Consider the following 24873-nt stretch of genomic DNA (forward strand, 5'->3'; position numbering starts at 1 on the left):
CCGCTCCGGATGACACGCTTTTTCACTTTCCTTCCTCTACACCATCGCCTCCACAAACTGGAACGCCTCACCGTCAAACAATCCTTTGTCGCTCAGCTTCAGGCTTGGGATAACCAACAAGGCCATAAAGGAAAGCGTCATAAAGGGTGCTTGCAGCGTGGAACCTAGTTCCTTCGCCAGCGCATCTACGGCGGCGTAGGCGGCGGCCACCGCGTAGCCGTCCAGGTCCGACATGAGGCCGGCCACGGGTAGGGGGAGCAGGAGTTCCTGCCCATCGGGCCCGACGGCCGCCAAACCACCTTTTGCCTCCATTACCAGTTGCACGGCGCGGGCCAAGCTCTCATCGTCGCAGCCGATGGCCGTGATGTTGTGGGAGTCGTGGCCCACGCTGCTAGCCAGGGCGCCATGCTTCAACCCGAAGCCTTTGATAAATGCCACCGCAGGCGGCGCCGCGGTATAGCGGTTCACTACCGTGAGCTTGAGAATATCCTGCGTTATATCAGGTACCACCAAGCCGTTCTCGACGCGAGCGGGCACATCGTGGCGGGCGGTGATAAGCTGCCCATCGAAGCATTCCATCACCCGGAGGGTAGGCTGCGGGGTAGGCGCGGGTAGCCGGAAATCCTGGGCCTGCACCGGGTGTGCCACAAAGTTGTTGATGACCTCCACTGGCACGGCCGGAATCAGCGTGCGGCCGTTTTCGGCTACCAGCTCACCGTTGAGGTAAGTTTGTTGTACCGTAAAATCCTGGAGGTTATCTACCACAATGAAGTCAGCGGCGTCGCCTTCGCGCAGCAGGCCCACGGGTAGGCGGTAATGTTCCACGGGGTTGCGGCAGGCTACGCGCAGCACTTTTAGTACGTCTTGGCCGCGCGCCACGGCTCGTTGCACTAGCTGGTTGATGTGACCCAACACCAGCGTATCAGGGTGCTTGTCGTCGGAGCAGAACATCATATTTTCATAGTGCTCGGGTAGCAGGTCGATGAGGGCCTCGAAGTTTCGGGCCGCCGAACCCTCCCGAATCAGTACTTTCATACCGGCTTGCAGCTTGTCTAGCGCCTCGCCGGCCATGAAACACTCATGGTCGGTGCTGATGCCGGCCTGAGCATAGCGCAGGGCATCGGCGCCGGTGAGGCCGGGCGCGTGACCATCTACGGGGCGGTTGTACTGCTGCGCCAGCCGGATTTTCTCCATCACGTCGGCGTCGCGGTGGAGCACGCCGGGCCAATTCATCATTTCGGCCAGATAGCCGATTTCGGGGTATTGCTGAAAAAGCTGCTCAACATCGGCGGCCGAAATAACGGCCCCGGCCGTCTCGAACGGCGTGGCCGGCACGCAGGAGGGCGCCCCGAAGCAGAATTTGAACGGCACCTGCCGGCCGTTTTCGAGCATATATTCCACACCGCCTACCCCCAGTACATTGCCAATCTCGTGCGGGTCTGATACGGTAGCCACTGTGCCGTGCGTTACGGCCAAGCGGGCAAACTCCGAGGGCACCAGCAGGGAGCTTTCTACGTGCACGTGCGCATCCACGAAGCCTGGTAGGGCATAGGGTAGGGCCGGATTGGGCGCGGCGCCGGTAGGCTCCAGGCGGTTAATACGACCTGCTACCACGTGAATTATGGCAGGGTATATGGTGTTGGCGAATAAGTCGACGACGTTGGCCGTGCGTGTGAAAGAAGAAGCCATAAGTAGAATGGAGGCGGAGAAAAGCCTACCCAACGGGCGGCCGGGCAAAGAACTTTATATTTGAGTAAACTTCCTGAAGCGTGAAAAAGATTGCAACTCTGGCGCTGGCAGCGCTGCTCATGGGTACCGGCCTCCTGTCGTCAGGCTGCGCCCATCGTTCTTCCCTAGCCAAGAAAACGGCCGCGTACAAGCACCGGTCGAAGGGTAAGATTCCGTGCCCGTGTGAGAGTAATTGATTGGACTATTATTTGATACACCGAGCTAAACGTTATTTTTTATATGAAAAAAGCTTTACTCGGTAGCGTATACCTGTTCGTTGGTCTTTGCTTGTACGGGCAGCACGCGCACGCTCAATTTCCTACCTACGCACCACCCCGTATGCCTGTGCCCGCTATGCCACCCATGATGTATGGCAACACGGGTCCCAGCTACAGCAAAGGCTGGTATCAGTTGCGCGATGGTAGCTGGCACGAAGGACGGATATTGCCTGAAATGGAGCAGATTACGGTGAAAAGTCTTGATAAAAAGGATAAATCCGAAACGCCTTATCCGGCTGGTGAAGTGGTGTGCTACACCTTGGCAGGCATCACCGGCGACACAATGCGCGTAGCAAGCAATTTTATGATTCCGCGAAAAGAGGAATACCACGCGAACAGCTTTGTAAGACAGATATTCAGACAAGGCGGCTATAGGCTTTCGGAATATATTCGGCCTGCGGCTGTGGGCTACGGCACGGCATATCAGTTACTTGAGCTGCCAGGGCAATCGATTCAGGTGGTGCCCACGAAATACAAAGAGTTTCAAGAAATGATGCTCCGCCTGTTTAGCGACCATCCAGGGTTGGTGATGCAATTGGAAGCAGGCAGATTAGGACCAGATAAAATGCGGGACATGCTAGAGGCCTACGCCCGTTGGAAACTGACCCCTCCAAACGTCATCTTCAAAGCTGAATAGCAAGAGAGGCCGATAAACGTATAATAAAATGTGCCGATGTTGCAGGAAATTATATCCCGCAGCATCGGCACATTGCTTACAAATAGAATCGGATGATGAAGATAAAAGATATTAGTGCTGCTCTGTTACTCTTTCTATCCCTACCCGCCGTCGCCCAGCTCCGGCCCGAGGAGCCGGCCCAGCGCACGATGTACCCGAACGTGCTGCCCGGCACTATTTCCAACGTGCGGCATAGCCAGTCGGTGCGCTACCAAACTGCCGACCGCCAGTGGCACGATGGCCAGCTTCACCAGCTAAAGACCGAACGCGTCTACCTCGTCAATGAGTACCAACAAGCCATTTCCTACCTACCCACCGAGGTAATCCGCGTGGTGCTGCCTGATGCCACGTATGGTGGGGTAGGACGCTTTTTTGCGCAGGAATTATTCGCAGGAAGTAAAATGGGGCTGTATCAATATCAGGATATGGAAGCGGGCTTCGTGTGGCAACTGCTGGGCACGCAGTGGTGGCTGCGCCGACCCGATGGAGCCGTGGTGAAGCTGCGCAGTAGCCGTGCCGCGTTCAGTCGGCAGATGCTGAGTGTGGTGGGAGATGATCCGGAACTGGCCAAGCGCCTGCAAGCCCGCGCCTACCGCCGCCGAGATGCAGCGGCTATTCTGGAGCAATATCAGCAGTGGAAGCAGGCGCAATCGGCGGCGCCTCGGCAATAAACTACTGCGCAGGGCGGCCACTTCCGAGGAGCTTCGTACTTTTGTACGCCATGCCCGAAGCCGAATCGCCCCTTGCCTCTCTCCACCGTGCCGCCGAGGCTGTGCGGCAACAGTTGCGCTTGAACGCTTATGATGCGGCCGCCGTGGACCGATTAGCCGCTTTTATCGAGGAGCAGCGCGCTACCATCAAGCCCGCCGAGCAGGAGGGCGTGGTAATGGCGCTGGGCTGTTTTCTTGGGCAGTGCCTAGTGCATACCTACCAGGGCGAGTGGGCCGCCGGCCTCGACAATACCACGGGGGTAGGCATTGGGGGCAAGAGTTTTTTCAACCCTTTCTACCGCGTGGCGCAACAGTTGGCGCACGGGCTGCCCGAGTCGGTGGCCGTATTTTTTGCCCAGGTGCCTGCGCATCTGCAAGCTGCTCAACGTCGTAAAAACTGGATTTAGTGAACACTCCTCCTTCGCCTAGCCCCTTCGCCATGCGCCAGCTCGTTATTGCCATCGATGGTCACTCCTCCTGTGGCAAGAGCACCACGGCCAAGGCTGTAGCTGCCGAGCTAGGCTACGCGTACATCGACACCGGCGCCATGTACCGGGCCGTGACGCTCTACCTGCTGGAGCACCAGATTGCTTTCGACGACCTGCCGCGTGTAGAGGAAGCCCTGCACCAGATGCAGATTTCTTTTAAGCGCAACCGCAAAACGGGCCGCAACGAGCTATGCCTCGACGGGCACGTGCGCGAAGACGAAATCCGGCAGATGCGCATCTCCAACTCCGTAAGCGAAGTATCTGTGATTCCGGCCGTGCGCCACGCCCTGGTGCGCCAGCAGCAGCAGATGGGCCGCAAGCGCGGCATCGTAATGGACGGCCGCGACATCGGCACCACCGTTTTCCCGGATGCAGAGGTCAAGATTTTTATGACTGCCGACACCCACACCCGCGCCCTGCGCCGGCAGGAGGAGCTGGCCGTGAAAAACGAGGTAGTAGAGCTGGCCGATATCATCGACAACCTGGAAAAACGCGACCACATCGACTCCACCCGCGCCGAAAGCCCCCTGCGCCGCGCCTCCGATGCCGTGCTGCTCGATACCTCGCACATGACCATCGACGAGCAGGTAGACTTTGTGCTGGAACGGGCCTCAGCAGCGTTGTTTGCGCCTATGGCGGGCGGCAGTGAACGGAATGGCAGCTAAGCGGTTATATAAGTAAAATTGCGCAGCCGATTGGCATTTGGCGCTCTGTTTGCAGATCAAAAAGCTATGAACATCACCATCGACAAAAATTCGGGTTACTGTTTCGGCGTTGAATTCGCCATTCAGATGGCCGAGGATGAGCTGGCGCACGAGGAAACCCTGTATTGCCTAGGCGATATTGTGCACAATCGGATGGAGGTGGAGCGTCTGCACGCACTAGGCCTGCGCATCATCGACCGCGAGCAGTTGGGCACGCTCCACGACTGCAAGGTGCTGATTCGGGCGCACGGCGAGCCGCCGGAAACCTATCAGCTGGCCATGCAGAACAATCTGGAGCTGATTGACGCCTCTTGCCCGGTGGTATTGAAGCTGCAAAACCGCGTGAAGCACGCCTTCGACATCAGCAACCGCCAGCAAGGACAAATCGTCATCTACGGACAGCCCGGCCACGCCGAGGTAGCAGGCCTAGCCGGCCAGACCGGCAACCAGGCCATCATCGTGATGAATGAGGCCGACCTGGACCAAGTAGACTTTTCGCGCCCCGTCACGCTGTTCAGCCAGACTACCAAGAGCACGGCTGGCTTCTACCACATGAAGCAGGTAATTGAGGAGCGCATTGCCGCCGCCGGTGTCGATGTAGCTACCTTCGACGCCAATGACAGCATTTGCCGCCAAGTGAGCAACCGCGAGCCGGCTTTAGCTAAGTTTGCCACTCAGCACGACGTGATTGTGTTCGTGAGCGGCCGTAAAAGCTCCAATGGCAAGGCTCTGTTTAGTGTCGTGAACAAAACCAACCCGCGCAGCTACTTTGTGGAGAACGAGGAAGACTTGCAGGACGAGTGGTTCCAGGACGCGCAATCGGTAGGGATTTGCGGGGCCACCAGCACGCCCATGTGGCTGATGCAGCAGGTTGCTGACCGCATTGCTCAGATTGGGGAGCTGGTGTAAGCCACCCGCCAGCGAATAACGATACATCATACATTCAAGCAAATGCCCGGCCGGTGCCCTACCAGCCGGGCATTTGTCATGTTAGGGTAAGGGGTGTGGCATGATTTGCGCCCTACCCTCAGAAGTAAATGCTGATTCTGTTGCATGCGTAACCTTCCGAACTATTTTCTGAGCGGGCTGCTGGTAGTAGCGCCCATTGCCCTTACCATTTATATTCTGATAGCCGCCTTCACCTGGCTCGACCACCTGTTTTATGTGGAAGGTGTGCCAGGACTGGGGCTGCTGCTGCTGGCCGCGTTGATAACCAGCATAGGTTTTCTGGCAACCAGCTTTCTAGTACGCCCTTGGCTGACGATTACGCAACGGATGCTGCACCGCATGCCACTGGTGGGCATCATTTATTCCAGTATCAAGGATCTGTTTGCGGCTTTTGTGGGCGATAATCAGAAGTTTAACCGGCCGGTGCTGGTGCGCATCAATGCCGAGCTGCCCGCCTACCGTATGGGCTTTGCCACCCAGGAAAACATTGTGGCCCTTGACCAACCGCATCTGGTAGCCGTGTATTACCCGCATTCTTACAATTTCTCAGGTGAGTTACAACTGGTGCCTGTGGAGAGCATCACCTACCTGAATATTTCTAGCAGCGAAGCCATGAAGTTTATCGTGTCGGGTGGGGTGTCCAGCATCCGAGGGGTGCCAGTGCCGCGCGAAGGTGAGTCCAATGATGCCAGGGTAGGATAAACGGGCACGTATTGACGCGCCGCCGTGTTCTAAAGGGCTATTTTCTCATTAGAATACGATACTTGAAAACCACACTTCATTTCCAGCGCTATGGCTCCGGGCCGCGGGTGGTACTGGCGTTTCATGGATACGGGCAGGGCCACGGCCACTGGCGCAGCCTGGTATCGGTGCTGGGCGAGCAGCGGGTGAGCGTGTACGCGTTCGACTTGTTCTACCACGGCCAGAGCCGCCTCAGCCGCACCGACGCACCCCTCACCAAACAACGTCTGGGTGAGTTGCTGGCGGATTTTCTGCGCGAGCAGCAAATTGACACGTTCGGTCTGCTGGCGTTTAGCATGGGCGCCAAGTTCGCCCTTGCCGCCGTCGAGCGTTTCCCTGAGAAGGTAGAGCAGCTCTGGCTACTCGCGCCCGATGGCTTGCAACGGCAGTTCTGGTATTCACTGGCTACCACTCCGCCGTTTATGCGCAACCTGCTGGGCCGCACCGTGCTGCGCCCGCAGCGCCTGCTAGGCTTCATCGACTCGTTGCGGCAGCGGCGCTTAGTAGACGCCGGCCTGGTGCGCTTTGCCGAATGGCAGTTGGATAGCCGCGAGAAACGCCTGCGTATCTACCGTAGTTGGGTAGGGTTTCGCAAGCTTACGTTTTCGCTGAAAGCACTGGCCCGGCTGCTAAACAAACGCCCTACCCCCGTTACGTTCTTTCTAGGTCGCCACGATCAGGTGATTCCGCACGTGGGCTTGCAGCAGTTCATAGCCACCCTCACCAACGCCCGCACGGTGCTGCTAGACACCGGCCACGCCGGGTTGATCTACGAGGTAGCCGCCTACGTGCGCCGTCATCCGGAGGCGCAATGGTGAGAGAGTTGAGGAGGGTAAGGAGGGAGGAGAATTAAGAAGGGTGTCATCCTGAGCTTGCGAAGGATAGTATTACGTATGAACGACAGGTACAATAACAAATCGTTTCAGCGTAATAAGGTCCTTCGCAAGCTCAGGATGACACCCTTCTTAACTCTCCTCGCCTCTTACCCTTCCTACCGCCCGTAGAACCGATTAACCAGCCAGGCTGAGCCGACAAATACCAGCCCTACCCCGCATACGCCCGGCCAGCCGAAGGCCGTCCAGGCCAGCCCGCCGGCGTAGGAGCCTATTGAAGCGCCGATAAAGGAGGCCGTCATATACACCGTGTTGAGGCGGCTGCGGGCCTCGGGCACCAGCGCAAACACCTGCGACTGGTTGGAAATGTGCGTGAGCTGCTGGCCAACGTCGAGAACGACTACCCCGATAATCAGCCCGATGAGGTAGTGCCCGCCCAGCGCTAGCAGCACGTAGGCGCCCAGAAACAGCAAAATACCACCGCCCAAGGCGTATTCGGCACCGCGCTTATCGGCCGATTTGCCAGCCAGCGGCGCGGCCAGCGCACCCGATGCCCCAATCAAACCAAACAGACCGGCCATGTCGCTGTGGTAGCCGTAGGCGGGGCTTTCGAGAAAGAACACGAGGGTAGTCCAGAACGCACTAAAGCCTGCAAACATGCAGGCGCCTACCAGCGCCGAGCGCCGCAGCAGCGGCTGCTCGCGGGTGAGGTTGCCTAAGGAACGGAGCAGCTCTTTGTAGCTGCCGCTGAACAGCGGCTGATGCCGGGGCAGCATCAAAAGCAGGATGCCACTGAGCACTACCATGGTGGCCGCGGCTGCCCAGAACATGGTGCGCCACCCAAAATGCGCCCCCACATAGCCGCTGATGGTGCGCGAAAGCAAAATACCAATCAGCAAGCCGCTCATTACCTTACCCACTACTCGGCCGCGCTCCTGGTCGTTGGCGAGGTGAGCAGCCAGGGGCATCAGCAGTTGCGGCACCGAGGAAAACAAGCCGGTAAGCAAGCTGGCAGTAAGCAAGATGCCAAAGGTAGGCGCCACAGCCACCACCACTAAGCACGCCGCTGCGCCCAGCAATTGCAGGATAATCAACTTTTTCTGTTCCAGCTTGTCGCCGAGCGGCACCATGAAGAGTAGGCCCAGCGTGTAGCCTACCTGCGTGGCCGTGGCCACTAGGCTGGCCCTACCCTCCGTAATACCAAACGTGTCGCTGATTTCGACCAGCAGGGGCTGATTGTAGTAGAGGTTGGCCACCACCAGTCCGCAGGTAATGGCCATGAGCCACACCAACGCCGGTGCAATGGGTGGCTGGGTAGTAGGAACAGGCCGATCAGGAGCGGCAACAGCAAGCGGCACAGCAGCCGGCGAAGTAGGCATAACGCAAGAGCAAAACGCACCCGAACAACCGGGTTAGGTTTACTAACTACCAAGCGCCGGCAATGGTTGTGACGGCACGTTTCAGAGGCAGCGTTTGCGGTAGGCGCCCGGCGTGAGGCCTTCGGCTTGCTTGAACAAGCGCTGGAAATAGGCTGTGCTGGTGAACCCTACGCGGTAGCACACATCGGCCACCGAGGCAAGGGGTTGGCGCAGCAGGCGTTTGGCTTCGGCCAGGCGCTCCTGGTTGATGTATTCTACGGGCGTGATGCCCAGCTCCTGCCGAAACACCCGGAAAAACGTAGCCTTGCTCATGCACGCCAGGTTGCTGAGCTTGTCGATGGTGAGCTTGTCGGCGAGGTGCTGCTTGATGTATTGTACCACGGCTGCGAAGCGGTGTGAGGTAGCGTGCCGGGCGTAGTTGTGAAAGAGCAGCTGCCGGGCTTGGGTCTGCATCAAGCGCACCAGCATTTCTTGGATAGTAAAATTAGCCAGCACGTCCTTCACGCGGCCCGTATCGCGGGAGAGCTGCACGAGGCGCTCCAGGGTGCCCGTTAGCTCCGGCGTGTTGGTGAGGTGGGCGTGCTCGGCGGTATCAAGGTGCCAGGGGAGGTGCGCCTCGGCGTGCGGATATTCTTCATTCAGCAAATCAACGGTTTGCTGGATGGTTTCGGTGGGAATAGCCACGGCCAGGCACTGGGTAGGCGCCTCGTCGGTGGCCTCCGGGAAGTCGATGACCATCGTTTGGTTTTCGCCCACCAGCACCGATTCGCCGGGGAGGTAGTCGAACGCTGGGCGACCGGGCAGGTGCATCACCTTCTTGCCGCGCAGCATGGTAGTGAGCACCAGATGGCCCATGCTCAGGGGCACCTGCTCGGCCACGCGGTGGGTTTCAAACACGTTCAGCTCGAAAGCATCCAGCGAGTACACCGTACGGTTTTCAACCAGTGTAGTCAGCTGCTCGTGGGTGTGGAGCGGGTGCGACAGGGTAGGGTAGGACATGGTGAAAGAGCAGATGGGTGGAGCAAAAGAGTGGTTTCAAGTACTTCTGGTGCAGCGAACAGAAATCGTTTGCAGAAATACGCATGCTGAACCACAAGGTCAAGGCAACTTGCGACAATAGAACGCTTTACTGCGAGAATAGTACATCTTTTTCGGCAGAGTAAAAAGTAGCTTGCCCCTATCCGAACACACTCTAAAACTCCCGCTTTTATGGAAACGATGGAAAAAACCACCACGCTGGTGGAGCGTCCTACCTTCAAAGACCATTACGACAACTTCATTGGCGGCAAGTGGGTAGCGCCCACCAAAGGGCAGTATTTCGATAACCCGTCGCCCATTGATGGCAAGGCCTTTACCAAGGTAGCCCGCTCCACCAAAGAGGATATTGAGTTAGCCCTGGATGCCGCCCACGAAGCCTTCAAAACCTGGAAAAATGCCTCGGCTACCACCCGCAGCAACATGCTGCTGAAGATTGCCGACCGCATCGAGGAAAACCTGGAGCACTTGGCCGCCGTGGAGTGCGTGGAAAATGGTAAAGCCATCCGCGAAACCCTCAACGCCGACCTACCCCTGGTGGTAGACCACTTCCGCTACTTCGGCAGTGTCATTCGGGCCGAAGAAGGTAGCGCCACCGAGCTAAACGAAAACACGTTGTCGCTGAATATCAACGAGCCGCTGGGCGTGGTAGGGCAGATTATTCCCTGGAACTTTCCGCTGCTGATGGCTACCTGGAAGCTGGCCCCCGCGCTGGCCGCTGGTTGCTGCGTGGTGATGAAGCCCGCCGAGCAAACGCCCGCCAGCATTATGGTGCTCATGGAGCTGATTCAGGACTTGCTGCCGGCTGGGGTAGTGAACGTGGTGAACGGCTTCGGGCTGGAAGCCGGCAAGCCACTGGCCTCGTCGCCGCGCATCCAGAAGGTGTCGTTTACGGGCGAAACCACCACGGGCCGTCTGATTATGCAGTACGCTTCCGAAAACATCATTCCCGTGACGATGGAGTTGGGCGGTAAGTCGCCGAACGTCTTCTTCAAGAGTGTGATGGATGCCGACGACGACTTCCTCGACAAAGCCATCGAAGGCGCCGTGATGTTTGCCCTGAACCAAGGCGAAATCTGCACCTGCCCCTCGCGTATGCTGGTACAGGAAGACATCTACGACGAGTTTATCGCCCGCGTGATTGAGCGCGTGAAGGCCATCAAGCTCGGCAACCCCTTGGATAAGGAAACCATGATGGGCGCCCAGGCCAGCAACGACCAGTTCGAGAAAATTCTGAGTTACCTGGAAATCGGGAAGGACGAAGGCGCCGAAGTGCTCACCGGCGGCGACGCCTACCATCAGGAAGATGGCGCCCTGGCTGAAGGCTACTATATTCAGCCCACGGTGTTCCGCGGCCACAACAAAATGCGGATTTTCCAGGAGGAGATCTTCGGGCCAGTACTGGCCGTTACTACCTTCAAAACGGTAGACGAAGCCATCGAAATAGCCAACGACACGCTTTACGGCCTCGGCGCCGGCGTCTGGACCCGCGACGCGCACGAGCTATACCAGGTGCCCCGCGCCATTCAGGCCGGCCGCGTGTGGGTGAACTGCTACCACGACTATCCCGCCGGCGCGCCGTTTGGCGGCTATAAGAAGTCGGGCTTCGGCCGCGAGAATCACAAGATGATGCTGGAGCACTACCGCCAGACCAAAAATATGCTGATCAGCTACAGCCAACAGAAGCTGGGATTCTTTTAGTAATGGTTTAAAGCAGAAGAGCACTGGCAACTTGAATTGCCGGTGCTCTTTTTAACTTTAATAAATAACAAACTATTTGATTTGTGTCAAAGTCTCCCTTTGAAGTTACCAGTGGCAAATTTGATTTTAGCCGTGTCTGAATAATCACGGTAAAAACCCATACGAGTATCATTAGTAAGGTTGCTTTCTTCTGCACTACCAGAGATACCATCGTTGCAATCCACATGAAAATCGATAGCAGTAAGCTTACCATTATCGTCAAATGAGAGCTTGTTGTATCTCAATGTGATGCCTCTTAATAGTAAACGTTGTTTGATTTGAACAACATCATCAAAGGTGAGTTGCCGATTGAATATAACTTCAATTCTTGAAGATTCTGTTGTTGGCGCTTTTGGACTTGTAAAACTACTAGCGGTCAGAAGCAATGTTGTGAGTAGGAATAAAATGATGTTTTTCATAGTCGAAACATTTGAGGTTCAGATACTAATGATGAATAATTAAATATACTTAATATAAAAGTATAGAGTTGTTTATTGACAGCAAAATGTCCTTTAATTGCCTTAGCTTATTCAAAACAGACTCAATTGCTATTAGTCGTGCATTGTTCATGCGTGAGAAGGTCCCTCGCAAGCGGACGCCAGATGAAGGATGACAGACGTTTTCGCAAACAAGCATCTTTTTCACAGTGAGTTGCGTCTCTAACATATCAATATACTATACACCTCCCTATGAAATTCTTACTAAGTATTCTCACTGTCATCAGCACGGTTTCGGCGGCGCAGGCGCAATTGCTACCAGCGCCTCATCAGCAAAACCCCGACTGGACGCTTCAGAAAGTGGAAGCACAAACCAGTGCCGGTATTGCCACCGTGCCGCCTCCCGTCACCGAGCCTATGCCGAATAGCTTGCAAAAAAGTATTTCGAGCGCCGGCAACCACCGCCACGTGTGGGATGCAAAACGCCAACTCGCCTATGAATGGGTGAGCCGGCCCGACGAAATGGCGCCGGATAAGCTGGTGCTGGTGCGCGAGCAGCGTACAGGCGCCGTGTATACCTACGCCCGCAAAACCAAATAGCCTTTGCTCTTACCTTACTTCCTACCCATGCCTACCCTCCGCGTCCTCGTTACTCCTGCCGCTGAAGCCACCATCGACTTGCTGCGCGACGAGCACGGCCCGCTGATGTTTCATCAGAGTGGCGGCTGCTGCGACGGCTCCTCGCCGATGTGCTTTGCCGCGGGCGAGTTTCGGGTAGGAACCAACGACGTGTGGCTGGGCCGCATACACGACTGCGACTTTTTTATGTCGGCCAGCCAGTTCGAGTATTGGAAACATACCCAACTTACGGTAGATGTGGTGAAGGGTAGGGGCGCCAGCTTTTCGCTGGAAATTCCGCTGGGCGTGCGGTTCCTGATTCGCTCGCGCATGTTCACGGAAGAAGAGTCAGGTGACCTCACGCCGGTATTCGATGGCGAGGAATACCCGAATGTTACACGGTAAACCCGTATAACTTCGGTCTTTTGGGATTTATACGGAGAAGCAAGGCCAAAATAGTGTTTCTAAAATCCGTATTTTCTGAATCGTTATGGCAGTGTAGGGAGGCGTATAGATAGGGAACCACAGCGTGACTGTGGCTCTATTCTCCACACCTACACCTTTCCTATGTTCTACCACGATAAGAAAACCCAGTACAAAGTGCGGGTCGAGAAGCCAAATCCGGCGTTTGCGCGCATGTTGCAACAAGCCATTGGCGGCATTGAAGGCGAAATGCGTGTGTGTTTGCAGTACCTGTTTCAGGCCTGGAACGCTCGTGGCCCAGTGAAATATCGCGACATGTTGCTGGACACCGGCACCGAGGAAATTTCGCACATTGAAATGCTGGCTACGGCCGTGGCCCTCAACTTGGAAGGCGCACCCCTAAGCGTACAAGAATCAGCTATTAAGCAAGATGGCGTAGTAGGCGCTGTATTAGGTGGCATGAACCCACGTCAGTTCCTCTCGGCTGGCCTGGGTGCCTTGGCCTACGACTCAGAAGGCGTACCGTTTAGCGGTGCCTATGTAGTAGGTAGCGGCAACCTGATGGCCGATATGTATACCAACGTAGCTGCCGAAAGCACCGGCCGCGCCCTGGCTACCCGCCTCTGGGAAATCACCGACGACCCCGGCATGAAAGACATGCTGTCCTTTATGATTGCCCGCGACACTATGCACCAGCAGCAGTGGCTGGCTGTAATTGAAGAGCTAGGCGGCGCCAAAGGCTTACCCATTCCTAACTCCTTCCCCCAAAGCAAGGAAAATCAGGAGTTCAGCTACGCCTTTATCACGCCCAATATTGATGGCTCGGGCACGCCCGAAGGCCGCTGGACGCATGGCCCTAGCATCGACGGCAATGGCGAGTTCTCAGTTCTGAAAGCCCAACCCTACGGCGACGAGCCCAAACTGGCCCCACCCGTACCCGAAGGTCACGCCCAAACCGAGCAGATGACCATCACGGATACCATCATTGGCAACGTAAAGGACGCTTTTAGCTAAGCGAGACGCGATTTTCGCTTTAACACAACGCCCCCGTTACTCTCAGTAGCGGGGGCGTTGTGTATGATACTGGTAGGAAGTGCAAGGTCGACCGCCAGCGTATGTTTTCAAGGCAAAAGAATTACTTCACTTGCACGGGCAAATCTTCGAGCTGAGCGTAGCTGAGTTTCCATTTATTGCTGGCGTCCTTTTTCCAGAGCAGCATGTAGTTGCCTTCGCCTTCGCCTTGAGGAGCACCAGCGGTTTCGGGCAATACCTCGGCCGTGAAGGTGCCGGCGTCGTAGGCGAGCTGCGTATCGGCGCTGGAGCTGGCGGTGTAGGTTTTCAGGTTGGCGATGGTGCCAATGGTAGCTTTCACCCACTTATCGGCTACTTCAGCCTTGCCTTTGTAATGGGTTTCGCCCTGCACGAACTGCACGTCGTCGGCTAGGAGCGAATCAAGCTGGGCCGCGTTCTTACTGTTCCAGGCACCAACAAACTGTTGGTTGAGGCTTTGCACATTTACAGCATCGGAGGCCGTATTAGAAGAGCACGACGCCAACGCGCCACCAAGCAGTAGACCAAAAAGGATTCTCATAAAAAAGTAAAAGGTAGGGAAGACAAAAAAAGCGGAAAGCTCAAGCACAGGCCTGAGCTTTCCGAAGCAAACCAGCCCGAATTACCAGCTCTTGCGGCGATACTCGGAAGTAGGGTAGGGCGTATCCCGCTCCCCGTAGGTGGTATTCACCAAGTAGCCATTGGCCAATACGGTGCTGGCAGCAGCTGGCTGGGCCGAGGCTGAAGTAAGCGCCATAGCAGCAGGGGCGGCGGCTACCCCGTTGGTAGCAGAAGCCTTGCGAGCGGCCGTGGCACGGGCAGCGGCGGCGCGTTGGGCCGCCGCACGGTTGGCCGCCGCTATTCGGGCGCGCTCTTTCTGTTTGTTGTCGATGTGCTTGCCCACGGCGTAGCCGGCACCGGCGCCTACCACACCACCTACCACGCCGCCCGCCGCTCGGTTGCGCTTATGAATGAGAGCCCCGCCCAAGGCGCCCGCACCCGCACCAATGATAGTACCTTTAGCTTGCGTACTGATTCTCTTTTGCGCATGTGCCTCGGGGCGCACCGCTGCAAATAAGAAAAGCATGACGAGGAAGATATAACTGGCCTTTTTCATGATGACAGATCGTTAAGGTTAGAAATCAGTATTTGATTCTGACAAGTTTTTGCAAGCATTGTGCCACACTGGTTTTGCCTGCTTTGAGGACACAGGAGGCATATACGGTGCATACTGCCAACTAGATTTTTTTGTTTTATGAAAGTAAAAGTCCCCGGCAGTGGCTGCCGGGGACTTTGTACTGTGACAGGATTGCGCGAAGTTACTTTGCCAGCCAGCCGTTGGCCGCCAGCCAGTTGCGCAGGCGCTCGGTCCAGTCGTCTTGGGTGGTTTGGTTGTGTAGGCCAAAGCCGTGGCCGCCCTTGGGGTAGAGGTGCATTTCGGCGGGTACTTTGTGGTGGGTGAGGGCCTGGTAGAACACCAGGCTGTTCAGCACGGGTACGGTCTTGTCGTCCTGGGCGTGCACCAGAAAGGTAGGCGGCGTTTGGGCCGTCACCTGCAACTCGTTGGAGTATAGCTTTATTTGATCAGCCGGCGCATTTTTGCCCAGCAGATTATCCCGCGAGCCCGCATGCGCCAGGCTGTCTGAGAAGCTAACGACCGGGTAGAGCAGCATCAGAAAATCGGGCCGCACCGAGGTGTTGCCGGCTTTCGTATCCACGGGCTGCGCGAAGTGCGTGCCGGTCGTGCTGACCAGGTGGCCGCCCGCCGAAAAGCCCATCAGCCCAATCCGGCTGGGGTTTATTCTAAACGCGGTGGCCTGCTCGCGTACCATGCGAAGGGCTTGCTGGGCGTCGAGCAGCGGGGCCGTGCTTTTGTCCAGCTGGCTTTGGTCGTTGGGGAGGCGGTACTTCAGCACGAAAGCCGTCACGCCCATGTCGTTCAGGCGCTTGGCTATGTTGTAGCCCTCGTGGTCGATGGCCAGGCGCGCGTACCCGCCGCCGGGGCAGATGATAACCGCCGTGCCAGTGGCTTTGTCGGCCGGAGCTAGAAAGACTGTGAGGGTAGGCTGTACTACGTTGCTGATGCGTATGCCACCGTTGGCCAGCGTAACGCTGGCTTCCTTCACTTCGCTGGGTTTAGAATTAGGAACGGTTCCCTTGTAAAGGGGCAAAACCTGCTGGGCGTGGAGCATAGGAGCGGTACCGAGCAGAAGCAAGGCAGCAAAGGCAACGTGTTTCATAGTGTGCTAAAATACAGTGTCATCCTGAACGCAGTAAAGGACCTTCTCACGTGCGAACGAGTCGTTGGTACGGCTGTCGTTCTTACGTAAGAAGGTCCTTCACTGCGTTCAGGATGACAAGAAAAAACAGATTACGTGCCCAGTTCTGGCGGCGTTTGCTCGTCGCGCTTCTGCTTTTCGGTCTGTTTGTCGTTTTTCTTATCGCCTTCCGATGGGCCTTCGGGCGGCGTATTGGGCTCCTGCGAGCCGTGCTGGGCGTGGCCGTGCTCCTCGGGGTTATAGTCCTTCGACATCTCGGCCAGCTTCTCTTTGCCATAGGCCAGCTTGGTGATGTTCAGGAACAGCACCGGCACGGCAAAAATGGCGAGGAAGGTAGCCGCCAGCATACCGCCCGTCACGGTCCAGCCGATGGTCTGGCGCGACACCGCACCCGCACCTGAGGCGAAGGCCAGCGGCAGTACGCCCAGAATAAAGGCCAGCGAAGTCATGATGATGGGGCGCAAACGCAGCTCCACGGCTTCAATGGTAGCTTCCATCACCGGCACGCCAACGTCTACGCGCTCCTTGGCAAATTCCACAATCAGAATGGCGTTTTTGGCGGCCAGACCAATCAGCGTAATCAGACCAATCTGTGCGTACACGTTGTTGGTGAGGCGTGGAATAAGCGTGAGGGCTACAATGGCACCAAAAGCCCCCAGCGGCACCGATAGCAGCACCGAGAACGGTATCGACCAGCTCTCATACAACGCCGCCAGCAACAGGAATACGAACAGAATCGACAGGCCGAAGATGATAATGGTGCTGTTGCCAGCATTCAGTTCCTCGCGGCTCAGACCCGAGAAGTCGAAGCCGTAGTCGGCGGGTAGGGTTTTGGCGGCTACCTCCTGCAAGGCCGCAATAGCCTGGCCGGAGCTGTAGCCTTCCTTCGCATCGCCGTTGATTTCAGCCGAGCGGAACAGGTTGAAGTGCGAAATCAGCGGCGCATTCTCCACCAACTTATAGGTGATGAGCGAGCCTAACGGGATTTGCTGACCCTGGGCATTCTGCACGTAGTAGCCATTCAGGTCGTCGATGTTCTGCCGGTAGGCGGTATCGGCCTGCGCCACTACCCGGAAGTTGCGACCGTACTTGGTGAAGTCGTTGATGTAAGCCGAGCCCATGAACGTCGACATCGTGTTGAAGATGTTCGTGAGCGGCACGCCCAACTTCTTAGCCTGCTCGCGGTTCACGGTTACTTGGTAACCAGGGGTTTGGGCCGTGAAGAAGGTGTAGGCCCGCGCAATCTCGGGGCGTTGGTTGGCGGCGGCCACAAACTTGTTGATGTTGTCCTCAAACGCCTTGATATCGGTACCAGCTTCACGTTGCTCTAGCTGGAAGCTGAAACCACCCGTGTTGCCTAGACCCGGAATAGCCGGTGGCGGCACCACTCGAATATTGGCGCCCTTGATCACCGAAAACTCTTTTTGCAGCGAGGCTATCACTCCTTCCAACTGCAAGGCCTTGTCTTTGCGCTCGTCCCAGGGTTTGAGCTGCACGAAGTAGGTGCCGCTACTGGGCTTAAAGGAGAAGTTCAGCGCGTTCAGGCCCGCAATGCCGGAGTAGTTGTTGACAGCCGGCGCCTTCTCCTGGAAGATCTTAGACATTTGGGCCATCACGGCGCGGGTGCGGCTACTGGCTGCGCCCGCTGGCAACTCAATAGATACGTACAAGCGGCCTTCGTCCTCCGTCGGGATAAACCCGCCGGGCTTCACACGGAACAGCCCAAACGTGCCTGCATATACCAACACCAGCAGAATGATAACCAGCGGCGTGAATTTCAGGCTGCGCTTCACCCCATTGGAGTAGGAGTGCGTAACACGAGCAAACCACTGGTTGAACTTGTAAAACAGCTTATTGATACCCTTGGCATCGGCGTTTTGCTCCGATGGGCGCATCAGCAACGAGCACAAAGCTGGCGTGAGCGACAAGGCAATGAAAGCCGAAAGGATAACCGAAATAGCAATGGTGATGGCAAACTGCTGATACAGGCGCCCCACAATGCCCGGAATGAAGCCCACCGGCACAAACACCGCCGCCAGAATCAGGGCAATGGCAATAACCGGCGCCGTGATGTCTTTCATGGCCTTTTCGGTGGCCTCGCGCGCCGAGAGTTTCTCGGTGTCGATGTAGTGCTGCACGGCTTCTACCACTACAATGGCGTCATCGACCACGATACCAATGGCCAGTACGAATCCAAAGAGCGTGAGCGTATTAATTGTGAAGCCCAGCGGAATGAACAGGATGAACGTGCCGATGATAGCCACTGGCACGGCCAGAATGGGAATGAGGGTAGCGCGCCAGCTTTGCAGGAATACGAAGACCACCACCGTTACCAGCACCAGCGCCTCAATCAGGGTGTGCAGCACTTCTTCAATCGACACGCGCACCACCGTTACCGACTCAAACGGTACGCGGTAGGCCACGTCTGGCGGAAACTTCTTCGACAGCTCTTCCAGAGCCGCATTCACGCCATCGGCGGTTTCCAGGGCGTTGCCGCCGGGCACCTGGTTCACGAGCAGCAAGGTAGCGGGCTGCCCGTTCACGGTGGCGGCGCGGGAGTAGCTGAAGCTGCCTAGCTGAATGCGCGCAATGTCGCGCAGGTACACCAGCGAGCCGGTTTGCGGGTCGGTGCGCACAATCACGTCGCCGAACTGCTCGGCGGTGCTCAAGCGGCCATTCACGAAAATGGTGTACTCAAACGCCTGCGAACCGTACTGCGGTGCCGAACCCACCGAGCCCGCTGCCACCTGAATGTTCTGCTCGCGCAGGGCGGTGGTGACGTCGGTGGCGGTTAGGCCCAGTTGCGACATCTTATCAGGGTTCAGCCACACGCGCATCGAGAAGTCCTGCCCGATGCTGGTCACGTCGCCTACCCCCTTCACACGCAACAGAGCGTCGCGTACGTAGATGTTGGTGTAGTTATCGAGGAACTGCACGTTGTGGCTACCCTTAGGCGAATACAGGCCCACGACCATCAAGATAGTCGGGTTCCGCTTTTTCACCGTCAGGCCCAAGCGTTTCACTTCGTCGGGCAGCTGGGGCTGCGCTACGCTCACACGGTTCTGCACGTCGAGGGTAGCAATGTCGATGTCGGTGCCAATTTCGAACGTCACGTTCGACGACAGGTTGCCGTCGCTGGTGGCGTTGCTTTGCAGGTAGGCCATGCCGGGCGTACCATTCACCTGCGTTTCAATGGGCGTCATCACCGTTTGCTCCACCGTGAGGGCATCAGCCCCCGTGAAGCTCCCCGAAATCTGCACTACCGGCGGCGAGATGTTGGGGTATTGGCTGATGGGCAGGTTCAGAATGGACAGCACCCCAATCAGCACAATGACGATGGACACCACAATGGCTGTAACGGGGCGCCGGATAAATACGTCTGAAATCATATAATAGAGCGCAAGGTGTTAGCTCGCGTTTCGTTGCTGATGTTGACCGTCATGCTGAGCAAGGAAGCGGTGTACTGTACTTCATCAGTCATGCTGAGCTTGCCGAAGCATCTCGCGTGCTGATGAAAGCTAGTCTCTGCCGTCAGCACGCGAGATGCTTCGACAAGCTCAGCATGACGGCCTTTTTAAAATCTACTTGCCCGAAGCCGCGGGCTGGCCCTGGCCTTGCGCGGCGGCGGGTTGGCTGGGGTCGCCTACCTGCACTACGGCGCCCTGGCGCAGGTTCTGCACGCCGTCGCTCACAATGGTCTGGCCTTGCTTCAAGCCGCCGCGCACCACCGTTTTGCCTTGTATTTTGGCGCCCGTTGCTACTTTCTGCTGGGCTACCTTGTTGCTGTCGCCTACCACATACACGTAGAACTCACCGAGCTGCTCAACAAGGGCTTTGGTCGGAATCACGAGCTGGTTACCGTTGTCCTGGTTGCGCACGCGCACCGACACGTTCATGCCGGCTTTCAGCAGCTTCTTGGGGTTCGGGAATTGCACGCGCACACGCAGCGTCCCGGTTTGCGGGTCCACGGCGCGGTCTACCGTCACAATCTTGCCGGGTAGGGAATATTCCTGGTTGCCGGGGAGCATCAGCGTAAACACCGAGTCCTGGCGGGCGCTGGAATTGTTCTGGAGTTCCAGGAAACGTGTGATGTCGGCCTCGCCGATGTTCACATCCACCGCAATCGGGTCTTCGGCCGATACGGTGTTGAGGAGCGTCTGGCCCTGCGTGACAAGGGCGCCCAGTTTCACCTGCGAAATACCAATGGTGCCCGTGAGAGGGGCCGTAATGGTAGCATGGTTCAAATCCAGGTTCACGCTGCGCAGGTTGGCGCGGGCGGCTTCTACCTGCGAGGCCGCATTGGCGCGGCTGGCCTGGGCAATGTCTACCTGCTGCTTGGCCACGGCGTCGAGCTTATCGAGGCGCTCGTAGCGTTGGGCATCCTGCACGGCGCGGTCGTAGTTGGTTTTGGCTACGTCGAGCTGGGCCTGGGCCTCGTTGGCGGCGGCAGCGTAGCGGGTGCGGTCAATGGTATATAGCTTCTGGCCCTTAGTCACGCGCTGGCCGTCCTGCACGTAGATATTGGTCAGAAAACCCGTTACCTCGGCCAGTAGCTGCACCTCGTTCAGGGGTACTACCGTGCCGGGGTAGGTGTCGGTGCTTACCACGTCTTCGCTTTGCACTTTATATACGGCCACTGGCACGGCCGGGGGCGGACCTTGCTGTTGTGCTTCTTCGTCTTTGGAGCCGCAGCTGGCTAGTAGCAGCGCACTGCTGACAAACACGGGCCACACTCGCTTAGAATTCCACGTCATGGGATTCGTTGTTTACTGATTCTGATTGAAGGTAATGTTGCCCAAGGCCCGCTGCACGTCCAGCTTCGTGGATAGCACGTTGAACAGCGCGTTGTAGTAGTTGAGCTGGGCCGTGCGCAGGTCGGTTTCGGCAATAATCACGTCCAAGAACGTGCGCAGGCCCTCGCGGTATTGCAGGTTCAAGATGCGGTACACCTCCTTGGCCTCGGCCACGTTTTGCTCAATCGTGTAGAACTCGTTGAGGGAGCCTTTGTAAGCACCCATAGCTTGCTCAAACTCGCTGTTAATCTGGTTTTTGGCGTCGAAGATGGTCAGGTCCAACTGCTCGTCCTGCAACTCCGCAATTTTCAGATTCTGCAAGCGCCGCGTGCCTGTGAAAATGGGTAGGGCCAGCTGCAAACCTGCCTGCTGGTTGGGGAAGGCTTGCTTATACAGTTCCGAAAAATCGTTGTCCTGGTATACCCGGTTGTAGTTGTAGTAGCTCGACAGTGAGGGTAGGAAGCCGAAACGGTAGTAATCGATGGTATAGCGCTGAAGCTGCTTCTGCGTCTGGAGCTGCTGAATTTCCACCCGCTTCTCGTAGGCCAGTTGCACGGTGGTATCCAGCAACGTTTGACGAACCATTTCCAGCGTGTCGTATTTAAGCGCCAGGTTATTGCCCGCTTCAATGCCCATCAGTTGCTTGAGGGTAGCGTATTTGCCAGGCAGCGCGGCCACCAGACTGCGCCGCTGTGCCGCTGCATTCTTCAACGAAATATCAGCCCGCAGAAAGTCGGTTTTATCGGCAATGCCCACTTCGTACTGCGCTTTGGCATCACGCACCTGGCGTTCCTGCCGCTGCAACACTTCCAGCAAAATCCGTAGCTGTTCTTCGGTCAGCAGAATGTCGTAGAACGCTTTGCTAACGTTGGTTACTACATCAATTTTGTTGAGGGCCGTCGTCTGCGCGTAGTTCAGGCGGGTGGCCCGCACCGAGCGGGCAGCCCGCAACACGTCGTTGCTATACAGCAACTGGGTCGCCTGCAAGCCTACTGTCGACACGTTTTTCAGGCCAAAGCGCACAATGCGCTGACCAGCCGCAGGGTCAGTGAAATCGACGGGCAGCACCGATGCCTGGAGCTGAATGTTCCGGGTATATACACCCGTGCCATTGATCTGCGGCAGCCAGTAGGAAAGCCCGATGCGTATGTTGCGGTCGGCAATGCGCTCATCCAGCTGCGACTGGCGCACGAGGGGCTGGTTGCGCAAAGCAAACTCTACGCATTGGTCGAGGGTAGCATTAGCGGGCAGGGGTTGGCCTACGGGGGCGGTTGTTGGTTGGGCCGAGGCGCCATGCAGCACCAGCAGCATGGCCAAGGCAGCCAGCCAGTGCCGGGGGCTAATGCGAAGCCAGTGGAGGGGCCGGGGCATTATCCCTAGTACATCTTGTATCATGTAATGCAGTCGTTTTACCGGGGCTGCGTAGCCCACCGAAACTGGTTTCGGCGGAGCGCAAGCCCGTTATGTACCCGTTCGGAATACAGAATGTTTTAACTGACCAGGTTATTATTGTGTAAATCCTGCTGTAGCACAGGGGTTTACATCTGTAATACAGATGGTTACAGTTTGATATTTTTTTGTGCACGAGGGTATCTGGCTACCCTATGCGGAAGTTCTATTGCTCCGTTATCAACACCTGCACATCCACGTTGCGGCCGTGGTCGTCGGCGCAGGAAATTTTCAATGGACCCGGCGAAGGACGAAAGAATACCCGCTCGGTTGCGTTGGCGGTTCGCAGAAATTGGTCGTTCACGTACCAATGCACCTGCCGTACCTCGCTATCGGTGGTGCAGCTAAGCAGGAGCTGCTGGTGCTCGTGGCGGTCGAGCACGTACTCGGTATTGGGTAGGGGCGAGGTGATATTCGGCGCCCGCTCGGCGCCGCCGCGCACCAGCTGACACTGCGGGTTGTGCGGGGGTAGGCGGCGGTACGGAATGCCCTGTGCCTCCTTGTAGGCCGCCACCTCAGGTAGCAAATTAGGGTAGAGCACCCGCCGGTAGCCCGCAGCCGGCGCACAAGCCCGGCAGTAAGCAAACGCCCCGTCTTCCGACACCAGCACCTCGCGCTGGTGCTGGCAGCGCCGCCCGCTGCTCACGTTGGGCAAGAAGTAGTCGATGATCTGGTTGGGGCAGTTCTCGCCCGGCACCAAGCCGGTTTCGGCGCATACCAGCCGGAAATCCAGCGCCGCGGGCGGGGCAAACCAGTTGTTGGGCGAGTTATAGGCGAGGGTATTGAACAGGTCGAAGAGTAGGGGCGTGGCTACATCGGCACCCGTCAGGGTAGGCGCGCCCTGTCCGCTGAAATTCCCTACCCATACGCCAATCGTGTATTCCTTATTATAGCCAATGCTCCAAGCGTCGCGGCGGCCATAGCTGGTGCCGGTTTTCCAGGCAATTTTGGGTAGGCGCAAACTGCTAGTGGCGTTGATGGGCAGGTCGGGGCGGGTAAGCTGCGAGAGGATGTCGGTGACGAGGAAAGCGGCCGCGGGGGAGACAAGCGCCCTCCCATCTGGGCGAGGGGGAGCCTGACGACTGCTTTCCTGCTTACTATTCAGCTCCCCCTTTCCTGGAGGATGTCGCACATCAAGCGAGTGTGGGGCTGGGGGGCGGGGTGCTACCCGTCGCAACTCCGCATACCTCCCCCCATTTGCCAGTGCTGCATAAAGCCCCGTTAGTTCCTCCAAACTAGCCCCGCAGCCACCCAAAATACTGCTGAGCCCCAGCTGTGCCCGGTTGCGGGTGATGCTGCGGAAGCCGGCCCGCCGGAGCTGCTCGGTGAAGGTGGGCACACCCACCTCTTGCAGCACGCGCACAGCCGGAATGTTGAGGGAGTAGGCCAGGGCGCGCTCCAACGTCACTTCGCCCTGGCAGTGCTTGTCGAAATTTTCGGGGCGGTAGCCCTGGAAGTTGGTGGGTACATCGGGTAGCAGCAGCTTGGGCGTGACCAGGCCGCGGTCCAGCGCCAGAGCGTAAAGAAACGGCTTGAGCGTGCTGCCCGGCGAGCGTATGGCCGTGATGCCGTCGTTCTGCCCCTGCCCGGCAAAGTCCCGGAAATCGGCCGAGCCGACGTAGGCCTCTACCTGCCGGGTGCGGTTATTCACCACCAGTACGGCAGCCTGCGTGATGCCTAGCTCGTGCAGGCGGCGCACGTAGTTGCGCGTCAGGTCCTCGGCGCGGGCCTGTTGGCTGCGCTGCAAGGTGCTCTGGATGATGGCCTCCCGTGGAAACTGCCGTACCAGTCGCCGCGCCAAGTGCGGGGCTAGGGTAGGCGCAGCGTGGCGCTGGGCATCGAGCGGTTCCAACAAGGCGTCATTGATGTCTTTCTGTGGGAATAGCTTTGCGCGGCCGAAGCGCCGGAGCCAGCGGTTGCGCTCCTGCATGATCCTGCCGTTGTCGCGGCCGAGCACGAGGCTAGTAGGGCGATTCGGGATGATGGCCAGCGTAACGGTTTGGGCCAGCGAGAGGTAGTGGGGAGGCTGCTGGAAGTAGAGCAGCGCCGCTGACTTCACGCCCTCAATGTTGCCCCCATAAGGCACCAGATTCAGGTAGAGCTGTAAGATTTCATCCTTACTATAATGTGCCTCCAACTGCACGGCGCGCAGCATTTCCAGCAGCTTGTTGCCGAAGGTACGCTCCTTAGGTTCCAGCAGCCGCGCCACCTGCATAGTAATGGTGCTGGCGCCTGTGGTGCGCCCGTGGCCCAGCAGGTTGCGCCCGGCTGCCTGCACCACCGCCACGGGGTTCACCCCGAAGTGCCAACGAAAATACCGGTCCTCCTTCTCGATAATAGCTGCCCGTAGTGCCGGCGTTATATCCGCCAGTTCCGACTTCATCCGCCACTTCTGGGTAGGGTTGAGGTAGGCGTGCAGTACCGAGCCATCGGCCGCTAGCACCAGGGGGGAGTAGCGCGGGGTAGGGGGTAGGGAAAACGCCCAATTGAGGCCGAGCAGCAGCACGAGCAGCAGTCCTAGTGCCGCGAGGAGCCATATGCCGGTGCGCCGTTTCATGAGGGCA

Annotated in this window: 22 protein-coding genes; 11 read left to right on the forward strand and 11 right to left on the reverse strand. The window is 57.5% G+C overall.

Features of this window, described 5'->3' with window-relative positions:
- Positions 1 to 36 precede the first annotated feature (36 nt).
- Entirely contained in the window at positions 37 to 1689 is a 1653-nt protein-coding gene (gene ade, locus F1C16_RS01295; RefSeq protein ID WP_185282591.1) for an adenine deaminase, read from the reverse strand.
- A gap of 279 nt (positions 1690 to 1968) precedes the next feature.
- On the opposite strand from ade, the gene F1C16_RS01300 reads away from it, so the two are divergent.
- From F1C16_RS01300 to F1C16_RS01330, 7 genes are all read left to right on the forward strand, one after another.
- Positions 1969 to 2643, forward strand: a complete 675-nt coding sequence (locus F1C16_RS01300) for a hypothetical protein (protein ID WP_185282592.1) — start codon at positions 1969 to 1971, stop codon at positions 2641 to 2643.
- A 92-nt stretch (positions 2644 to 2735) separates the two neighbouring features.
- Entirely contained in the window at positions 2736 to 3353 is a 618-nt protein-coding gene (locus F1C16_RS01305; protein ID WP_185282593.1) for a hypothetical protein, read from the forward strand.
- A 50-nt stretch (positions 3354 to 3403) separates the two neighbouring features.
- Positions 3404 to 3799: a hypothetical protein gene (locus tag F1C16_RS01310; protein ID WP_185282594.1), complete on the forward strand. Its 396-nt coding sequence runs from the start codon at positions 3404 to 3406 to the stop codon at positions 3797 to 3799.
- A gap of 32 nt (positions 3800 to 3831) precedes the next feature.
- Complete coding sequence (cmk, locus tag F1C16_RS01315) at positions 3832 to 4545, forward strand: (d)CMP kinase (protein WP_185284181.1); 714 nt, start codon at positions 3832 to 3834, stop codon at positions 4543 to 4545.
- A gap of 66 nt (positions 4546 to 4611) precedes the next feature.
- On the forward strand, positions 4612 to 5493 hold the full coding sequence (locus F1C16_RS01320; protein WP_185282595.1) for a 4-hydroxy-3-methylbut-2-enyl diphosphate reductase: 882 nt from the start codon (positions 4612 to 4614) through the stop codon (positions 5491 to 5493).
- A gap of 144 nt (positions 5494 to 5637) precedes the next feature.
- Entirely contained in the window at positions 5638 to 6234 is a 597-nt protein-coding gene (locus F1C16_RS01325) for a DUF502 domain-containing protein (protein ID WP_185282596.1), read from the forward strand.
- Between the two features lie 62 nt (positions 6235 to 6296).
- Positions 6297 to 7091 carry an alpha/beta fold hydrolase gene (locus tag F1C16_RS01330; protein WP_185282597.1) on the forward strand — a complete coding sequence of 265 codons (795 nt, stop codon included), beginning with the start codon at positions 6297 to 6299 and terminating at the stop codon, positions 7089 to 7091.
- A 173-nt stretch (positions 7092 to 7264) separates the two neighbouring features.
- Here the strand turns inward: F1C16_RS01330 and F1C16_RS01335 are convergent, their stop codons facing one another.
- Together F1C16_RS01335 and F1C16_RS01340 are read right to left on the reverse strand one after the other, a co-directional pair.
- Positions 7265 to 8485: an MFS transporter gene (locus tag F1C16_RS01335; protein ID WP_258048986.1), complete on the reverse strand. Its 1221-nt coding sequence runs from the start codon at positions 8483 to 8485 to the stop codon at positions 7265 to 7267.
- A gap of 81 nt (positions 8486 to 8566) precedes the next feature.
- The gene (locus F1C16_RS01340; RefSeq protein ID WP_185282598.1) at positions 8567 to 9484 is read right to left on the reverse strand and encodes an AraC family transcriptional regulator; all 918 of its coding nucleotides are present in this window, start codon (positions 9482 to 9484) and stop codon (positions 8567 to 8569) included.
- A gap of 210 nt (positions 9485 to 9694) precedes the next feature.
- Between F1C16_RS01340 and F1C16_RS01345 the strand changes: the two genes are divergently transcribed.
- A complete protein-coding gene (locus F1C16_RS01345; protein WP_185282599.1) occupies positions 9695 to 11221 on the forward strand; it encodes an aldehyde dehydrogenase family protein in 1527 nt (508 codons plus the stop codon).
- A gap of 86 nt (positions 11222 to 11307) precedes the next feature.
- On the opposite strand, the gene F1C16_RS01350 is transcribed toward F1C16_RS01345, so the two are convergent.
- Positions 11308 to 11679 (reverse strand): hypothetical protein, encoded by a 372-nt coding sequence (locus F1C16_RS01350; protein WP_185282600.1) that lies wholly within the window; start codon positions 11677 to 11679, stop codon positions 11308 to 11310.
- A gap of 270 nt (positions 11680 to 11949) precedes the next feature.
- Between F1C16_RS01350 and F1C16_RS01355 the strand changes: the two genes are divergently transcribed.
- From F1C16_RS01355 to F1C16_RS01365, 3 genes are all read left to right on the forward strand, one after another.
- The gene (locus F1C16_RS01355; protein ID WP_185282601.1) at positions 11950 to 12297 is read left to right on the forward strand and encodes a hypothetical protein; all 348 of its coding nucleotides are present in this window, start codon (positions 11950 to 11952) and stop codon (positions 12295 to 12297) included.
- A 27-nt stretch (positions 12298 to 12324) separates the two neighbouring features.
- Positions 12325 to 12720, forward strand: coding sequence for a DUF779 domain-containing protein (locus tag F1C16_RS01360; RefSeq protein ID WP_185282602.1), 396 nt, complete (start codon positions 12325 to 12327; stop codon positions 12718 to 12720).
- 162 nt (positions 12721 to 12882) lie between these two features.
- Complete coding sequence (locus tag F1C16_RS01365; protein ID WP_185282603.1) at positions 12883 to 13752, forward strand: manganese catalase family protein; 870 nt, start codon at positions 12883 to 12885, stop codon at positions 13750 to 13752.
- A 121-nt stretch (positions 13753 to 13873) separates the two neighbouring features.
- Here the strand turns inward: F1C16_RS01365 and F1C16_RS01370 are convergent, their stop codons facing one another.
- The 7 genes from F1C16_RS01370 to pbpC all read right to left on the reverse strand — a co-directional run bounded on the left by F1C16_RS01370 (position 13874) and on the right by pbpC (position 24866).
- Complete coding sequence (locus F1C16_RS01370; RefSeq protein ID WP_185282604.1) at positions 13874 to 14329, reverse strand: DUF4440 domain-containing protein; 456 nt, start codon at positions 14327 to 14329, stop codon at positions 13874 to 13876.
- 81 nt (positions 14330 to 14410) lie between these two features.
- Positions 14411 to 14875, reverse strand: a complete 465-nt coding sequence (locus F1C16_RS01375; protein WP_243900287.1) for a glycine zipper domain-containing protein — start codon at positions 14873 to 14875, stop codon at positions 14411 to 14413.
- A 232-nt stretch (positions 14876 to 15107) separates the two neighbouring features.
- Positions 15108 to 16028 (reverse strand): alpha/beta hydrolase, encoded by a 921-nt coding sequence (locus F1C16_RS01380; RefSeq protein WP_185282606.1) that lies wholly within the window; start codon positions 16026 to 16028, stop codon positions 15108 to 15110.
- A gap of 131 nt (positions 16029 to 16159) precedes the next feature.
- The gene (locus tag F1C16_RS01385) at positions 16160 to 19456 is read right to left on the reverse strand and encodes an efflux RND transporter permease subunit (RefSeq protein ID WP_185282607.1); all 3297 of its coding nucleotides are present in this window, start codon (positions 19454 to 19456) and stop codon (positions 16160 to 16162) included.
- Between the two features lie 192 nt (positions 19457 to 19648).
- Positions 19649 to 20821: an efflux RND transporter periplasmic adaptor subunit gene (locus tag F1C16_RS01390; RefSeq protein ID WP_185282608.1), complete on the reverse strand. Its 1173-nt coding sequence runs from the start codon at positions 20819 to 20821 to the stop codon at positions 19649 to 19651.
- Positions 20822 to 20833: 12 nt separating this feature from the next.
- Positions 20834 to 22231, reverse strand: coding sequence for a TolC family protein (locus tag F1C16_RS01395; RefSeq protein WP_185282609.1), 1398 nt, complete (start codon positions 22229 to 22231; stop codon positions 20834 to 20836).
- Positions 22232 to 22475: 244 nt separating this feature from the next.
- Positions 22476 to 24866 carry a penicillin-binding protein 1C gene (gene pbpC / locus F1C16_RS01400; protein ID WP_185282610.1) on the reverse strand — a complete coding sequence of 797 codons (2391 nt, stop codon included), beginning with the start codon at positions 24864 to 24866 and terminating at the stop codon, positions 22476 to 22478.
- Between the last annotated feature and the right edge of the window lie 7 nt (positions 24867 to 24873).

Source organism: Hymenobacter sp. NBH84, from assembly GCF_014217645.1.
GTDB classification, from domain to species: domain Bacteria; phylum Bacteroidota; class Bacteroidia; order Cytophagales; family Hymenobacteraceae; genus Hymenobacter; species Hymenobacter profundi.

What these genes read in the sequence shown, in the direction of transcription:
- F1C16_RS01375 (WP_243900287.1), bottom strand. Translation starts at nt 14,875, where the DNA reads ATGCTTTTCTTATTTGCAGCGGTGCGCCCCGAGGCACATGCGCAAAAG.
- F1C16_RS01320 (WP_185282595.1), top strand. Translation starts at nt 4,612, where the DNA reads ATGAACATCACCATCGACAAAAATTCGGGTTACTGTTTCGGCGTTGAA.
- cmk (WP_185284181.1), top strand. Translation starts at nt 3,832, where the DNA reads ATGCGCCAGCTCGTTATTGCCATCGATGGTCACTCCTCCTGTGGCAAG.
- F1C16_RS01365 (WP_185282603.1), top strand. Translation starts at nt 12,883, where the DNA reads ATGTTCTACCACGATAAGAAAACCCAGTACAAAGTGCGGGTCGAGAAG.
- F1C16_RS01370 (WP_185282604.1), bottom strand. Translation starts at nt 14,329, where the DNA reads ATGAGAATCCTTTTTGGTCTACTGCTTGGTGGCGCGTTGGCGTCGTGC.
- F1C16_RS01395 (WP_185282609.1), bottom strand. Translation starts at nt 22,231, where the DNA reads ATGCCCCGGCCCCTCCACTGGCTTCGCATTAGCCCCCGGCACTGGCTG.
- F1C16_RS01385 (WP_185282607.1), bottom strand. Translation starts at nt 19,456, where the DNA reads ATGATTTCAGACGTATTTATCCGGCGCCCCGTTACAGCCATTGTGGTG.
- F1C16_RS01340 (WP_185282598.1), bottom strand. Translation starts at nt 9,484, where the DNA reads ATGTCCTACCCTACCCTGTCGCACCCGCTCCACACCCACGAGCAGCTG.
- F1C16_RS01310 (WP_185282594.1), top strand. Translation starts at nt 3,404, where the DNA reads ATGCCCGAAGCCGAATCGCCCCTTGCCTCTCTCCACCGTGCCGCCGAG.
- pbpC (WP_185282610.1), bottom strand. Translation starts at nt 24,866, where the DNA reads ATGAAACGGCGCACCGGCATATGGCTCCTCGCGGCACTAGGACTGCTG.
- F1C16_RS01335 (WP_258048986.1), bottom strand. Translation starts at nt 8,485, where the DNA reads ATGCCTACTTCGCCGGCTGCTGTGCCGCTTGCTGTTGCCGCTCCTGAT.
- F1C16_RS01355 (WP_185282601.1), top strand. Translation starts at nt 11,950, where the DNA reads ATGAAATTCTTACTAAGTATTCTCACTGTCATCAGCACGGTTTCGGCG.
- F1C16_RS01305 (WP_185282593.1), top strand. Translation starts at nt 2,736, where the DNA reads ATGATGAAGATAAAAGATATTAGTGCTGCTCTGTTACTCTTTCTATCC.
- F1C16_RS01350 (WP_185282600.1), bottom strand. Translation starts at nt 11,679, where the DNA reads ATGAAAAACATCATTTTATTCCTACTCACAACATTGCTTCTGACCGCT.
- F1C16_RS01360 (WP_185282602.1), top strand. Translation starts at nt 12,325, where the DNA reads ATGCCTACCCTCCGCGTCCTCGTTACTCCTGCCGCTGAAGCCACCATC.
- F1C16_RS01300 (WP_185282592.1), top strand. Translation starts at nt 1,969, where the DNA reads ATGAAAAAAGCTTTACTCGGTAGCGTATACCTGTTCGTTGGTCTTTGC.
- F1C16_RS01390 (WP_185282608.1), bottom strand. Translation starts at nt 20,821, where the DNA reads ATGACGTGGAATTCTAAGCGAGTGTGGCCCGTGTTTGTCAGCAGTGCG.
- ade (WP_185282591.1), bottom strand. Translation starts at nt 1,689, where the DNA reads ATGGCTTCTTCTTTCACACGCACGGCCAACGTCGTCGACTTATTCGCC.
- F1C16_RS01325 (WP_185282596.1), top strand. Translation starts at nt 5,638, where the DNA reads ATGCGTAACCTTCCGAACTATTTTCTGAGCGGGCTGCTGGTAGTAGCG.
- F1C16_RS01345 (WP_185282599.1), top strand. Translation starts at nt 9,695, where the DNA reads ATGGAAACGATGGAAAAAACCACCACGCTGGTGGAGCGTCCTACCTTC.
- F1C16_RS01380 (WP_185282606.1), bottom strand. Translation starts at nt 16,028, where the DNA reads ATGAAACACGTTGCCTTTGCTGCCTTGCTTCTGCTCGGTACCGCTCCT.